At 63.5% G+C, this 13,448-nt stretch carries 16 protein-coding genes and 2 tRNA genes; 5 read left to right on the forward strand and 13 right to left on the reverse strand.

What is annotated here, in order from left to right; genetic code table 11:
- Positions 1 to 2: 2 nt before the first annotated feature.
- Positions 3 to 1,133 carry a 4-phosphoerythronate dehydrogenase PdxB gene (gene pdxB, locus ISX93_RS12100; protein WP_195778973.1) on the reverse strand — a complete coding sequence of 377 codons (1,131 nt, stop codon included), beginning with the start codon at positions 1,131 to 1,133 and terminating at the stop codon, positions 3 to 5.
- A gap of 120 nt (positions 1,134 to 1,253) precedes the next feature.
- Here pdxB and ISX93_RS12105 point away from each other — a divergent pair, with 120 nt between their 5' ends.
- Positions 1,254 to 2,633, forward strand: coding sequence for an MATE family efflux transporter (locus ISX93_RS12105; protein ID WP_195778974.1), 1,380 nt, complete (start codon positions 1,254 to 1,256; stop codon positions 2,631 to 2,633).
- Positions 2,634 to 2,675: 42 nt separating this feature from the next.
- Here the strand turns inward: ISX93_RS12105 and tusA are convergent, their stop codons facing one another.
- From tusA to ISX93_RS12120, 3 genes are all read right to left on the reverse strand, one after another.
- Positions 2,676 to 2,927 carry a sulfurtransferase TusA gene (gene tusA / locus ISX93_RS12110; protein WP_195778975.1) on the reverse strand — a complete coding sequence of 84 codons (252 nt, stop codon included), beginning with the start codon at positions 2,925 to 2,927 and terminating at the stop codon, positions 2,676 to 2,678.
- Positions 2,928 to 3,015: 88 nt separating this feature from the next.
- Positions 3,016 to 4,065, reverse strand: coding sequence for a 23S rRNA (cytidine(2498)-2'-O)-methyltransferase RlmM (gene rlmM, locus ISX93_RS12115; protein ID WP_195778976.1), 1,050 nt, complete (start codon positions 4,063 to 4,065; stop codon positions 3,016 to 3,018).
- Between the two features lie 120 nt (positions 4,066 to 4,185).
- A complete protein-coding gene (locus tag ISX93_RS12120) occupies positions 4,186 to 4,890 on the reverse strand; it encodes an MlaA family lipoprotein (protein WP_195778977.1) in 705 nt (234 codons plus the stop codon).
- Positions 4,891 to 5,125: 235 nt separating this feature from the next.
- Here ISX93_RS12120 and ISX93_RS12125 point away from each other — a divergent pair, with 235 nt between their 5' ends.
- Positions 5,126 to 5,389: a DUF4404 family protein gene (locus ISX93_RS12125; protein WP_195778978.1), complete on the forward strand. Its 264-nt coding sequence runs from the start codon at positions 5,126 to 5,128 to the stop codon at positions 5,387 to 5,389.
- Between the two features lie 26 nt (positions 5,390 to 5,415).
- On the opposite strand, the gene queF is transcribed toward ISX93_RS12125, so the two are convergent.
- The 4 genes from queF to ISX93_RS12145 form a co-directional block, all read right to left on the reverse strand.
- Positions 5,416 to 6,246, reverse strand: coding sequence for an NADPH-dependent 7-cyano-7-deazaguanine reductase QueF (queF, locus tag ISX93_RS12130; RefSeq protein ID WP_195778979.1), 831 nt, complete (start codon positions 6,244 to 6,246; stop codon positions 5,416 to 5,418).
- A gap of 57 nt (positions 6,247 to 6,303) precedes the next feature.
- Positions 6,304 to 7,080, reverse strand: coding sequence for an ABC transporter permease (locus ISX93_RS12135; RefSeq protein ID WP_195778980.1), 777 nt, complete (start codon positions 7,078 to 7,080; stop codon positions 6,304 to 6,306).
- Positions 7,077 to 8,009 carry an ABC transporter ATP-binding protein gene (locus tag ISX93_RS12140; protein WP_195778981.1) on the reverse strand — a complete coding sequence of 311 codons (933 nt, stop codon included), beginning with the start codon at positions 8,007 to 8,009 and terminating at the stop codon, positions 7,077 to 7,079. Before ISX93_RS12140 ends, ISX93_RS12135 begins: the two co-directional genes overlap by 4 nt.
- A 74-nt stretch (positions 8,010 to 8,083) precedes the next feature.
- The gene (locus ISX93_RS12145; RefSeq protein WP_195778982.1) at positions 8,084 to 8,740 is read right to left on the reverse strand and encodes a transglutaminase-like domain-containing protein; all 657 of its coding nucleotides are present in this window, start codon (positions 8,738 to 8,740) and stop codon (positions 8,084 to 8,086) included.
- 151 nt (positions 8,741 to 8,891) lie between these two features.
- Between ISX93_RS12145 and ISX93_RS12150 the strand changes: the two genes are divergently transcribed.
- The gene (locus ISX93_RS12150) at positions 8,892 to 9,302 is read left to right on the forward strand and encodes a PA2817 family protein (protein ID WP_195778983.1); all 411 of its coding nucleotides are present in this window, start codon (positions 8,892 to 8,894) and stop codon (positions 9,300 to 9,302) included.
- A 68-nt stretch (positions 9,303 to 9,370) separates the two neighbouring features.
- Here ISX93_RS12150 and ISX93_RS12155 read toward each other — a convergent pair.
- Positions 9,371 to 9,446: transfer RNA gene (locus tag ISX93_RS12155), tRNA-Gly, on the reverse strand.
- 5 nt (positions 9,447 to 9,451) lie between these two features.
- A tRNA-Glu gene (locus ISX93_RS12160) sits at positions 9,452 to 9,527 on the reverse strand.
- Positions 9,528 to 9,898: 371 nt separating this feature from the next.
- On the opposite strand from ISX93_RS12160, the gene ISX93_RS12165 reads away from it, so the two are divergent.
- Complete coding sequence (locus tag ISX93_RS12165) at positions 9,899 to 10,573, forward strand: glutathione S-transferase family protein (protein ID WP_195778984.1); 675 nt, start codon at positions 9,899 to 9,901, stop codon at positions 10,571 to 10,573.
- A 21-nt stretch (positions 10,574 to 10,594) separates the two neighbouring features.
- Here the strand turns inward: ISX93_RS12165 and ISX93_RS12170 are convergent, their stop codons facing one another.
- The 3 genes from ISX93_RS12170 to msrB all read right to left on the reverse strand — a co-directional run bounded on the left by ISX93_RS12170 (position 10,595) and on the right by msrB (position 12,053).
- Positions 10,595 to 11,086 carry a MarR family winged helix-turn-helix transcriptional regulator gene (locus ISX93_RS12170; RefSeq protein ID WP_195778985.1) on the reverse strand — a complete coding sequence of 164 codons (492 nt, stop codon included), beginning with the start codon at positions 11,084 to 11,086 and terminating at the stop codon, positions 10,595 to 10,597.
- On the reverse strand, positions 11,083 to 11,568 hold the full coding sequence (locus ISX93_RS12175; RefSeq protein WP_195778986.1) for a glutathione peroxidase: 486 nt from the start codon (positions 11,566 to 11,568) through the stop codon (positions 11,083 to 11,085). The genes ISX93_RS12170 and ISX93_RS12175 overlap by 4 nt, the downstream gene beginning before the upstream one ends.
- A 77-nt stretch (positions 11,569 to 11,645) precedes the next feature.
- Positions 11,646 to 12,053 (reverse strand): peptide-methionine (R)-S-oxide reductase MsrB, encoded by a 408-nt coding sequence (gene msrB / locus ISX93_RS12180; protein WP_195778987.1) that lies wholly within the window; start codon positions 12,051 to 12,053, stop codon positions 11,646 to 11,648.
- A gap of 174 nt (positions 12,054 to 12,227) precedes the next feature.
- Between msrB and ISX93_RS12185 the strand changes: the two genes are divergently transcribed.
- Positions 12,228 to 13,439 carry a pyridoxal phosphate-dependent aminotransferase gene (locus ISX93_RS12185; RefSeq protein ID WP_195778988.1) on the forward strand — a complete coding sequence of 404 codons (1,212 nt, stop codon included), beginning with the start codon at positions 12,228 to 12,230 and terminating at the stop codon, positions 13,437 to 13,439.
- Positions 13,440 to 13,448 lie beyond the last annotated feature (9 nt).

The raw sequence follows: 13,448 nt of genomic DNA on the forward strand, positions 1-13,448 counted from the left end.
ACTCAGACAAGGCTGACCCCCAGCGCCTCAAGCATCTGCGCCAGCGCCGGGTTGCCCCCCTGCAGGCGCACCCGCAGACCGTCGATTTCGCGGCGCAGCGGATAAGCCTTGCGCAACTGATCGAAAGCGGCGCGGCGCGCCTGCTCGCCACCGGCCAGGCTGCGGCGGAAGTCGGCATCGTCGCGCCGTGGGTCATACACCGCCCGGCACACCAGCGGCAGCGCCCAGGCCACCGCCGCCGTGGCGTCCAGGGTAATTTCGGCGAGCGGCTGGCGCGGCAGCAGACCTTGCAAATCGACGGTTGGCGGAGTCTGTTGCCAGGCGCAGAAGGCCTGATAAATCTGCGCCGTGCCACGCAGCTTGCCATCCAGGCTGTAGCCGGCAATGTGCGGTGTGGCGATCCGGCACAACTGCGCCAGCGCGGCATCCACCAGCGGCTCGCCTTCCCAGACATCCAGCACCACCTGTAGTTCGGCACCGTCTTGCAGCGCCTGACGCAGGGCCGGATTGTCGAGCACCGCGCCGCGGCTGGCATTGATCAGCCAGCTGCCAGGCCGCATCCGTGACAACTCGCAGGCCCCGACAAGATGGCGGGTCTCCCGGGTCAATGGGGTGTGCAGGCTGATGACATCGCAGTCGGCGAGAATCCGCTCCAGACTGACAAAGTCGCCACCCTCGGCGGCCTGCCGCGGCGGGTCACAGACCTGCACCGACCAGCCCAGCCCACGCAGCACCGCCACCAGCCGGCTGCCGACCTGGCCGGCGCCGACGATGCCATAGCGGCGGCACGCCGGGTCGACACCCTGCGCCTCGGCCAGTGCCAGGACGCTGCCCAGCACGTAATCCACCACCCCGCGCGCATTGCAGCCGGGGGCGCTGGCCCAGGCAATCCCGGCCGCCGCGAAAAACCCGAGGTCCAGATGATCGGTACCGATGGTGCAGGTGCCGACAAACCTGACGTTGCTGCCAGCCAGCAACTGGCGATCGACCCGGGTTACCGAGCGCACCAGCAGCACATCGGCCTCGCGTACGGCTGCGGCATCGATGGCGCGTCCCGGGTAACGGCGGATCTCGCCAAAAGCGGCGAAAAATTCGTCGAGCAGGGGGATATTCTCGTCGGCGACAATCAGCATGGCGTGCTCCCGGTTCAGGCCCGGCATTCTACTGCATGGCAGGCGCCACGCGGTTGAATCCTCGCCGGTGGCCTGGCGCAGCGCGTAGACTAGCCGCCCGTTGTTTCGCAGGAAGCCGCCTTGTCCCGCCTCGCCCTCCGCCTTGCCCGCAGCCGCAGCGAACTCAAGGACCTGCTGCGGCTGGCCGTTCCGATCATGGTCGCGCAACTCTCGTATGCGGCGATGGGCTTCGTCGACACCGTGATGGCCGGCCAGGTCAGCGCGCGTGACCTCGCCGCCGTGGCCCTCGGCAACTCGCTGTGGGTGCCGGTATTCCTGCTGATGACCGGCATCCTGCTGGCCACCACGCCGAAGGTGGCGCAATGCTTTGGCGCTCAGCAGCAGGCCAGGATTCCGCCCCTGGTGCATCAGGCCTTGTGGCTGGCCCTGCTGCTCGGCGGCCTGTGCGGGCTGGCGTTGTGGCATGCCGAGCCGGTGCTGCAACTGATGCGCGTGGACGCCAGCCTGGTCGAACCGGCCATCGGTTACCTGCGGGCGATTGCCTGCGGCTTTCCGGCGATTGCGCTGTTCCATGTACTGCGCTGCTACAGCGACGGCCTTGGCCTGACCCGTCCGACCATGGTGCTGGCGGTGCTCGGTCTGCTGCTGAACATACCGCTCAACTACCTGTTCATCTACGGCAAGCTGGGGCTGCCGGCAATGGGCGGCGTGGGCTGCGGCTGGGCCACTTCACTGGTGATGCTGGCGATGCTGCTGGGCATGCTGGGCTGGGTCAGCTGGGCGCCGCACTACCGGCACAGCCGCCTGTTGCGCCGGTTTCAGTGGCCGCAGCTGGCGGTCATCCGCCGCCTGCTCGGGGTCGGCCTGCCGATCGGGATTGCCGTCTTCGCCGAGTCGAGCATCTTTGCGCTGATCGCCCTGCTGATTGGCGCGATGGGCGCGACCATGGTCGCCGGCCACCAGATCGCCCTGAACTTCAGCTCGCTGGTATTCATGATTCCCTATGCGCTGGGGATGGCGGTCACGGTACGCGTCGGCCACGCCCTGGGCGCGGGCGCACCCCGCGAAGCGCGCTTCAGCGCCGGCGTGGGCATGGGCGCTGCGCTCTTTTATGCCTGCCTGTCATCCAGCGCGATGCTGCTGCTGCGCGATTCGATTGCCGACATCTATACCAACGATCCGGCGGTCATCGCCATCGCTGCCTCGCTGCTGGTCTATTCGGCGATTTTCCAGTTCTCCGATGCCATCCAGGTCACCGCCGCCGGCGCCCTGCGCGGCTACCAGGACACCCGGATAGCCATGCTGATCACCCTGTTCGCCTACTGGGGCATCGGCTTGCCGGTCGGTTACTGCCTGGGGCTGGATGATCTGTGCGGGGTGCCCAGCGGGCCACAGGGGCTCTGGCAAGGGCTGGTGGTCGGGCTGAGCAGCGCGGCGCTGCTGCTCGGCATCCGCCTGGTGCGCAGCGCCCGGCGGCGTATCCGGCCGGGCGCGGCCTGAGCCAGGCCCAGGTTCGAGCCATAGTCGGCCGGCAGCTGCCGCTCAGCCCAGCTTGATCCTGATCAGGTACAGGTAGGTGCCGTTCTCCTGGGTCTGCTCAAGCAGCTCGTGACCGAGAAACAGGCAGAACTTGGGGATGTCGCGGCGCGTCGAGGGATCGGTGGCGAGCACCCGCAGCAAGGCGCCGGGCGGCAGGTCGCGCACCTTGTTGTGCAGCAGCATCACCGGCTCCGGGCAGCTCAGCCCGGTGGCATCCAGCTCGGCGGCAGCGGCGGTATCAATGGATGGGCACATGCAGAAACTCCGTAGACTGCCGCCATTGTCCCGCAAACCGCCCAGGCGGTCATCCCGTCTCGGCAGCCAGCGGCTGCGCGGGGGCAACTTACAGGCGACGCAGGTGACAGGTGACTTCCTCGCGGTCGTGGTACAGCTGCTTGCAGCCGATGCTGACTTTCAGCCCGCGCGCCTTCAGGCCCTCCTCGATGCGCCCGAGCAGCCGCACGACCTCGGCGTAGCGTTGCTTCATCGGCAGCTTCAGGTTGACGACCGCCTCGCGGCACAGCCCCTCGCCCAGCCAGGTCTCGATCAACGCCGCGTTGCGTGCCGGCTTCTCGACGATGTCGCAGACCATCCAGTTCACCGGCTTGCGCGGCCTGAAGGTGAAACCGTCGGCGCGCTGGTGCTCAACCAGGCCTGAATACATCAGGCTTTCATCCATCGGTCCGTTGTCCACGGCGATCACCTTGATCTGCCGGTTGACCAGCTGCCAGGTCCAGCCACCCGGCGCGGCACCCAGGTCGACAGCCGTCATGCCGGGCGCCAGGCGTTGATCCCACTGCTCGCGCGGAATGAAATGGTGCCAGGCCTCTTCCAGCTTGAGCGTCGAACGGCTCGGCGCCTCGCGGGGAAACTTGAGCCGTGGAATGCCCATGGGCCACATCGCGCAGTTGTTGGCCTCGGCCAGGCCGAGAAAGACTTCGCGGCCACTCTTGAAGGTCAGCAGCAGCCGCGGCTTGAGCGGATCATCGACCAGCCGGCCGGCCTGGCTCAGTGCCTTGCGCAATGGCGCCTCGAACTTCTTGCAGAAATTCGACAGCTCCTTGCCGTCATTGGTGTCGAACACTTCCAGCCACAGGCTGCCGCACGGCGGGTAGCTCGCCAGATGCGCCAGCAGCACACTGATGCGGTCCTTCTCCGGCAGCTCGACAAACTCGCCGCGCGCCCACTGCCGCGGAAAGATCAGCTTGGCAAACCGCTGCCCGCGCATCAGGCGCTGGGCGCCATCCGCCTCGCTGCAGATGAATTCGGCGCAGGCGCTGTCGGGTTTGGCCTTGGCATAGCCGGCCACCTCGAGACGGGCGGCCACTTCGCTGATTTCCGAGCAGACTTCGCTCTCGAAACCTGCACGGCAATGCAGTAGCACGGTGTTCATCGGCGCCTATCCCCTGGCTACATGTGAAGTGGCAAAGCGCCGACTGGCCGGATTGGTTACAGCATCCGACCGGCTCGCCTGAAACCTGCTGAACCGGTGGCGTGCGCGAAACAACAGCGATCAGAAGTCGTCTTCGACCTCGCCATCCTGCACATTGAACTCGCGGTTTTGCAGATAGGCATTGCGGATGAACACGTACTTGTCGCCCGTGATCAGCTCTTCCGCCTTCAGCAGGTTGGCGCGGGTATCAACCACGTCCAGTCCGCGCGCCGAGTTGCGCACCGGCACATCGCTCACATAGCGATAGGGTTCGACAAAGGTGTCCGGGATCTTGCCGACAGCATCACGCACGGTGCTCGGGCCCAGCAGTGGCAGCACCAGGTAGGGGCCGGTATTCACGCCCCAGACGCCCATGGTCACCCCGAAATCCTCGTTGCTGCGCTTGAGGTCCATCTTGCTGGCCACATCGAACAGGCCCAGCACGCCGAAGGTGGTGTTGAACAGGACGCGCGCAGTATCCACGCCCGCCTCGTGCAACTTGCCCTGCAGCAGGTCATTGGCGAGGTTCTTCACATCACCGAGGTTGCCGAAGAAATTGTGTACGCTGTCTTCCACCGGGTCCGGGGTCACCGCCTGGTAACCCTGCGCCAGCGGTTTCAGTGCATAGGTATCCAGGGTGTCGTTGAAAGTGAAGATCGGCCGGTTAAAGCTTTCCCACGGGTCATCTTCTTCACTGGCCAGGGTTGCCGCCGACAGCAGCGTCAGCGAAGTCAGCAATAGCATCCGTGCGGGCTGGCCAACACTGTTGGAAAAACGAAAACCCATAGGGATAACTCCTGGATCTGCGGGCGGCATGCGCCAGTTAATAGGCTCGGCTGAGCGTTGAAAGCGCGGATTATAGAGTGGAGTCGGGACTTTCCGCAGCCATTTAGGTGAAACAGCGCGCGGCAATCTCGCGCCTTGATATGAATCAGGCAACCGGGACCAAGCTGAATTACCATTAACCTGAACCGGGGTCGCAATCCGCAGCCCGCAACTTACCTATTTCGAGGGGAACACCATGCCGCAAAACCTTCAGCAGCAATTGCAGCAACTGCGCGACCAGCTGGCCAACAACCCGCCCCTGGATGCGGACGAGCGCGCATCGCTGGTGGCCCTGCTGCAAGAAATCGAAGCCAACCTGGTCGAGACCGCCGAAACCGAGCAGAACGAATCGCTGGTGGATGGTGTCAATCTGGCCATCGAACGTTTTGAAGTCAGTCACCCGACCCTGACCGCCACCCTGCGCAACATCCTGCAAAGCCTGGCCAACATGGGTATCTGAGATGCCCGCCGGCTGCGCGACCCGCGCTACTGCCTGACCAGCCGCAGGTTTGCCGGGGTGATGGCGTGGGTGCTGCGGTACGGGTTGATGTCCAGCCCGCCACGGCGCACATAACGGGCATAGACCGTCAGCCGCTGCGGCTGCAGCAGGCGTTGCAGGTCGAGGAAAATCCGCTCGACGCACTGCTCATGGAAGTCCGCATGCTCGCGGAAGCTCACCAGATAGGCGAGAAAGCTGGCGTGATCGAGCCGTGCGCCCTGGTATTCGACCAGCACGCTGCCCCAGTCCGGCTGCCCGGTAACCGGGCAATTCGACTTGAGCAGATGGCTGTGCAGGCTTTCGCTGACCACCAGCGCGGGGTCGCAGCGCAGCAATTCCGGCTGCGGCCGGGCATAACTGCTGACACTGATATCCAGCTCATCGATGCAGGTGCCGGGTAATTGCGCCACACCCTCGGCCGCCACCACCTCGAGACCGCGCACGCGTACGCCCACCGGGGCCCCGGCACAGGCCGACAGATCACGCTGCAGGGCCTGCTCCAATTCCGCCAGGCTGGCGAAGCGGCTCTGGTTCAAGGAGTTCAGGTAGAGCTTGAAGGACTTCGACTCGATAATGTTCGGTGAATCCGCCGGGATGCTGAATTCGCCGATGGCCACCACCGGCTTGCCGGAGGGCAGCAGCCAGGACAATTCATAGCAGTTCCACAGATCCACGCCCTGATACGGCAGATTACCGGCGTGCAGGCCCAGCTCTGCCCATTTCGCCGCGCGTGCGATCGGAAACAGCAGCTCGGGCGCGTAGTGGCTGACGTACTGGCTGGACTTGCCCAGTGGCGAATGTTCGGCAGGATGCTGCATGAAGTCTGGCCTGAAGTCTCGAATCGGCGGCCATTATAGCCATAGCCGCCGGCTGAATTACTGGCGCATGCCCTGGCCGGTGACCATCAGGCGGATGCAGAACAGGTAGAGCAGCGTCGCCGCCAGCAGCATCAGGCCTATGGCCACCCCGATATTGATATCGGAGACGCCAAGGATGCCGTAACGGAAGGCATTGACCATGTGCAGGATCGGATTGGCCATCGACACCTTCTGCCAGAACTCCGGCAGCAGGCTGATCGAGTAGAACACCCCGCCAAGGTAGGTCAGCGGCGTCAGCACAAAGGTCGGGATGATCGAGATGTCATCGAAACTCTTGGCAAACACCGCGTTGATGAAGCCGCCCATGGAAAAGATCGCCGCGGTCATCAGTACCACCAGCGCGGTAATGCCGATGTGATGCACCTGCAGGTGGGTGAAGAACAGCGACAGCAGCGTCACGATCAGGCCCACCGCCAAGCCGCGCAGCACGCCGCCGGTGACATAGCCGAGCAGAATGGTGTGCGGCGAAACCGGCGCCACCATCAGTTCCTCGATGTTGCGCTGGAACTTGCTGCCATAAAAGCTCGAGACCACGTTGCCGTAGGAGTTGGTGATGACCGACATCATGATCAGGCCGGGTACAATGAACTCCATGTAGGTGAACGGGCCGACCCCGCCGATCTGCCGGCCGATCAGGTTGCCGAAGATGACGAAGTACAGCGCCATGGTGATGGCCGGGGGCAGCAGGGTCTGTGGCCAGATGCGCATGAAGCGGCGCACTTCGCGGTAGACGATGGTCTGCAGGGCGACCAGGTTGTCGCGGAACGCGCTCATGGGTTCACCTTCGACAGGTTCTTCTCTACCAGGGAAACGAACAGTTCCTCCAGGCGGTTGGTCTTGTTGCGCAGGCTGAGCACTTCGATCTGCTGTGCGGCCAACTGGCGAAACAGTTCATTCACGCCCTGCGCCTTGTCCACCTGGACTTCCAGGGTTTGCCCGTCGAGCAGTTCCGCGCGGTAGCCGGTGAGCTGCGGCGGCAGCAACTGGGCATCCTTGAGATCGAGGAGGAAGGTTTCCGACTGCAGCTTGAGCAACAGTTCGCGCATGCTGGTGTTCTCGACGATGCGCCCCTGGTCGATGATCGCGATGTTGCGGCACAGCTGCTCGGCTTCTTCCAGGTAGTGGGTGGTCAGGATGATGGTCACACCCTGCTCGTTGAGTTCGGTGAGGAAACTCCACATCGAACGGCGCAGCTCGATATCCACCCCGGCGGTCGGCTCGTCGAGAATCAGCAGGCGCGGCTGGTGTACCAGCGCGCGGGCAATCATCAGGCGCCGCTTCATGCCGCCGGAAAGCATCCGCGACGCCACATTGTGCTTGTCCCACAGCCCCAGCTGGGTCAGGTACTGTTCGGCCCGCTCGCGCGCCACGCGCCGCGGAATGCCGTAATAGCCGGCCTGGGTGGCGACGATGTCGAATGGCTTCTCGAACTGGTTGAAGTTGAACTCCTGGGGCACCAGGCCAAGGCAGCGCTTGAGCGCGCTCGGCTCGCGGTCGAGGTCGTGGCCAAACACGTTTACCGTGCCGGAAGTCTTGTTCACCAGCGTGGAAAGAATGCCGATGGTGGTCGACTTGCCGGCGCCGTTGGGGCCGAGCAAGGCGAAGAAGTCGCCTTCTTCGACATCCAGATCAATCCCCTTGAGGGCCTGGAAACCATTACCGTAGGTTTTGGTCAGCTGCCTTATGGTCAGAGCAGAACTCATGAATAGATACACACCGGGAGGATAATGAACGGACTAGATTGGGGCGAAAACGGGCAAATACAACCGGCTGGCCTTCAGCTGGCCAGCTCGCTGTGCAGATCGCCGCGCAAGAATGCCGCATCCGCGGCAAACAGGTGCGGATAAATCTGGCGCAGATGCCCGAAAAAAAGCGCTTCCGGCAGATCGGCAAACTGGCCGTGATCGACCAGGTATTCCATATAGCGCTCACCCTCCTGATTGTACGGATGAAACACGCTGTCGCTCAGGCCGTCGAAGGCCAGCGGCTCGACCTTGAACAGGCGGCACAGCGCCAGATTGAATGCCGGCGTGGCCTTGACCCAGCGCTCGCCGAGAAACAGCTCGGTGTAGCCGTGCATGGCAAATACCTCCGTACGCAACAGTTCGATCAGCCGCGGCGTGGACAGGTGGTTGCGTACGTCGGCCAGGCCGATGCGCGCCGGAATTCCGCAATGCCGTGCACAGGCGGCCAGCAACAGCGCTTTCGGCACGCAGTAGGACTCGCCCGCCTGCAACGCATGGCTGGCGGTCAGGGTCTGCGGATCGGCGCTGAACGAATACGGGTTGTAGCGAATCTCGTCCCGCACGGCGTGGTACAGGTTGATCGCCTGCTGGCGCGGATCGGTGTCGGCGCCACGGTGCTGCTCGGCAAAGCTCATTACCCGCGGATGATCGCTGTCGATGAAACGGGCGGGTTCAAGGTATTCGCGCATGCTGATTCTCGCTTGGCTGTTGGAGCCCGCTGCAGTCTACCGATTTCGGCACGCCACGGGCATGCCATACCTGCCAGGCTGGACGCCGACAACGCCAGCCAGGACGCGATCACGCTATACTCCGCGGCCATTTCAGCCCGAGGAGCACGCCGTGCCCAGCCCCTATCTAGCCCACCATCTCGCCCTGCTGCAGCACTTGCGCAGCATCCTGGTTGCCCTGGGCGACGCGGAACAGATACCCGACGACACCCACGCACTGTTCCTCGAGCGCTACGACGAACTGCTCGACGCGCTGCCGGGGGATACCGAAGGCAATCTGTATCTGGGTCAGGATCTGCTCAGCCAGGTGTTCCACCGCTACCCGCAGATCGCCCACCTGGTACCGCGCGACCTGCTGTGGTTTTTTGGCGGGGATTGCCTGCATTTCATGCCGGACGAAGAAATCCAGCTGTATCAGCAACTCGATGAGCGCCGCTTTGCCGCCGAAGAGCAGGACGAGCCGTTCGACTGGAACGCCGAGAAGCAACTGCTGGCCATGCCGACGGATGGTTCCAGGCACTGAACCTGCAGGGACCGCTGCGACGCACAAACAAGAACGCCGCTCGGGTGGGAGCGGCGTTCTTGTGAATCTGGAGCGGGAAACGAGACTCGAACTCGCGACCCCGACCTTGGCAAGGTCGTGCTCTACCAACTGAGCTATTCCCGCAAATATGGCGTCCCCTAGGGGACTCGAACCCCTGTTACCGCCGTGAAAGGGCGGTGTCCTAGGCCACTAGACGAAGGGGACGCAGCCCGGAACTTACAGCACACTTTCCGGCTTCCCCGGTTCGCCAGAAGGCTTCGCCGTGGAAGTGGCGCGCATTCTATGGAGCCTTTGCAACAGCGTCAACCCTAAGACGAGAATTCTTCGGCAGCAGCACCTCCAGCTCCCGCAAGTCCTGGCTTTGGCAGCCTGCAGGCAGATATGCTGCCGCTGAAAATCGGCGGCGATGCGTTGCTCGCCAGCCGGCAGGACTGCAGAATCCGCAGCTGCAAGCATCGACGGGCACGCTCGCGGAACTGGAATCCAGGCCGCTCCCGGCCGTTGACGCCAACCAGCCCGGCCAGGCGCTGAAGTGTCTGGCCGGACGATGGTCTTTCCTGCCCGAGGTATGCAGCATGTCCCTGATTGTTTATGGCGCGCCCTTGTCTCCGTTTGTGCGCAAGGTTCGCCTGCTGCTGGCCGAGAAAGGCCTGGAGTATCAGCTCGAGTACATCAACCCGTTCGGCCAGCCAGACGACTTTCAGCAGATCAGCCCGCTCAAGCGCGTCCCGGCACTGCGCGACGGCGATCTGACGCTGGCCGACTCCAGCGTCATCTGCCAGTACCTCGAAGAGCAGTATCCGCAGCACACCCCGCTGTATGGGCAGAACGCCGTGGAGCGGGCGCGGGTCCGCTGGCTGGAAAAATACGCGGACTATGAAGTGGCCCCGGCCGCCACCTTCGGGGTTTTCCGCAACCGCCTGATCAAGCCCGCGGTGCTCTCCCAGCCGAGCGATGAGGGCGCGGTACAACGGGCGCTGGAGACCACCTTGCCGCCCCTTTTCGACTATCTGGAGCAGCAACTGGGCGACCGGCAGTACTTCGTCGGCAACCGCCTGAGCCTTGCCGACCTGGCCGTGGCCGTGCAACTGGTCAACCTGGAGCATGGGGGTGAAACCCTGGATGCCGGACGCTGGCCCAACCTGGGCCGATTCTATGCGCGGATCAAGGCACGCGACTCCATGCAGGGCGTACTTCCCGGCGAGCTCAAGGTGGTTGGCAAATTGCGCGCCCTGGCCGCCACCCGCTGAGCGGAGCGGCCGCCCGCCAGCTCAGCTAGCGCGGCTTGTCGCGGCGCAGGTATCGGCGAGGAAACGCTCGAGCAACTGCCCAAGCTGCTGGCGCAGCTCGACCATTTGGTCCAGATCCAGCCCGCTGGCACACAGCAGTTGATCGCGCAGGGGCATTACCCGCGCCTGCATGGCAAGCCCCTCCGCGCTGAGGCCCAGATGCACCTCGCGCTCGTCATGCCGGGCACGCTTGCGCTCGACCAGCCCCAGTTGCTGCAGGCGCTTGAGCAACGGTGTCAGCGTCCCGGAGTCGAGCATCAACCGCTCGCCCAGCGCCTTCACCGTTGGCTGCGCCGGCGCACTGGCCTGCCATTCCCAGAGCACCAGCATGACCAGGTACTGCGGATAGGTCAGGCCCAGCTGGTCAAGCATCGGCTTGTAGCCGCGAATCACCGCGCGCGAGGCCGCGTACAGCTTGAAGCACAGCTGGTTGTCCAGCAGCAGCTCGGGCTGTACCGGGTGCGGAGCGGTCATTTCAGCAGGGCTTCGATCTCGCTGGTGAGATCTTCCGGCTTGGTGGTCGGAGCAAACCGCTTGACCAGCTTGCCGTCCTTGCCGACCAGGAACTTGGTGAAGTTCCACTTGATGCCCTGGCTGCCCAGCAGGCCGGGAGCACGCTGCTTGAGTTCGACATACAGCGGGTGGGTGTGCGCGCCGTTGACTTCGATCTTCTTGAACAGCGGGAAGGTCACGCCGAAATTCAGTTCGCAGAATTCCGAGATGGCGCCCTCGTCTCCCGGCTCCTGATGGCCGAACTGGTTGCAGGGGAAGCCGACGATGACCAGGCCCTTGTCCTTGTACTGCTGCCACAGCGCTTCCAGCCCCTTGTACTGGGGGGTGAAACCGCACTTGCTGGCGGTGTTGACCACCAACACGGCCTTGCCACCGAAGTCGGCCAGGGTCTTGCTCTCGCCCTTGATGGTGGTTGCCGGGATGTCGAGAAGGGTATTGCTCATGGTCACACTCCAATCTGGATAGCAGGAGCCGTCAGGATACCCATAATTTATATTGCACACAATTCAATTGTTGTAAATCAGTCTACCTGCTCTGCGCGTGCGTTGAACTGCAGGCACACCGAATTGATGCAATAGCGCAGGCCGGTCGGTCTGGGGCCATCCGTAAACACATGGCCCAGGTGGGCATCGCACGCGGCGCAGCGGACTTCGGTGCGCAACATGCCATGGCTGCGATCTTCCAGCTCGCGCAGCGCTGCCGCGTCCACCGGCTGGAAATAGCTCGGCCAGCCGCAGCCGGAATCGAATTTCGCCGACGAATCGAACAGTTCGGCACCGCAACACACGCAGCTGTAGCGGCCGGCTTGCTGGCTGTCGTGATAACGACCGCTGAAGGGCCGCTCGGTGCCGCCCATGCGGCAGACCTGGAACTGCTCTGCAGTCAGCGCCGCGCGCCATTCATCCAGCGATTTATCGGTCTTGCCCATGTCCTGCCCTCCGTATCGAAATGCCCGGCGATAGCTTTCCCGCCATCCCCGGCGCACGTATCATGCGTGCCTGCTCAGCCGTCAGTCTGATCCAGTAAATGCAGCCCGCCAAGGTGCCCACCGGCATTTGCCGCGCTGGCTTGCACGGCAATTCGCTTCGGGACAGGGAACATCATGCAGGTCAGTAAATCGAACAAGCTTGCCAACGTCTGCTACGACATCCGCGGTCCGGTGCTCCAGCACGCCAAGCGGCTCGAGGAGGAAGGCCAGCGCATCCTCAAGCTGAACATCGGCAATCCCGCGCCATTTGGTTTCGAAGCGCCCGATGAAATCCTCCAGGACGTGATCCGCAACCTGCCGACCGCCCAGGGCTACAGCGACTCCAAGGGCCTGTTCAGCGCGCGCAAGGCGGTCATGCAGTACTACCAGCAGATGCAGGTGGAAGGCGTCGGCATCGAGGACATTTACCTGGGCAACGGGGTGTCCGAACTGATCGTGATGGCCATGCAGGCGCTGCTCAACAATGGTGACGAGGTGCTGATCCCGGCCCCCGACTATCCGTTGTGGACCGCTGCCGTGGCGCTCTCCGGCGGCAATCCGGTGCACTACCTGTGCGACGAGCAGGCCGGCTGGTTTCCCGACATCGACGACATCAAGGCGAAGATCACTCCGAACACCAAGGCACTGGTACTGATCAACCCGAACAACCCGACCGGCGCGGTGTATTCCCGCGAAGTCCTGCTCGAACTGGTCGAACTGGCACGCCAGCACAACCTGGTGCTGTTCTCCGACGAGATCTACGACAAGATCCTCTACGACGGCGCCAAGCACATCTGCACCGCCGCACTGGCGCCGGACGTGCTCTGCCTGACCTTCAACGGGCTGTCCAAGTCCTACCGGGTGGCCGGTTTCCGCTCCGGCTGGGTGGTCATCAGCGGACCGAAGCACCGGGCGCACAGCTATATCGAAGGCATCGACATGCTGGCCAACATGCGCCTGTGCGCCAATGTGCCCAGCCAGCATGCGATCCAGACGGCGCTCGGCGGCTACCAGAGCATCAACGACCTGGTCCTGCCCAATGGCCGCCTGCTGGAACAGCGCAACCGTGCCTGGGAACTGCTCAACGACATTCCCGGCGTCAGTTGCGTGAAACCGATGGGCGCGTTGTACGCTTTTCCGCGGATCGATCCCAAGGTCTACCCGATTCACAATGACGAGAAATTCGTCCTGGACCTGCTGCTCTCCGAGAAGCTGCTGATCGTCCAGGGCACCGCGTTCAACTGGCCGTGGCCGGATCACTTCCGGGTGGTGACGCTGCCACGGGTCGACGATCTGGAACAGGCTATCGGGCGCATCGGCAACTTCCTCAAGACCTACAAGCAATAAGGTGCCGGC

Origin of the sequence: Pseudomonas sp. N040 (genome assembly GCF_015637705.1) — a bacterium.
GTDB lineage: Bacteria > Pseudomonadota > Gammaproteobacteria > Pseudomonadales > Pseudomonadaceae > Aquipseudomonas.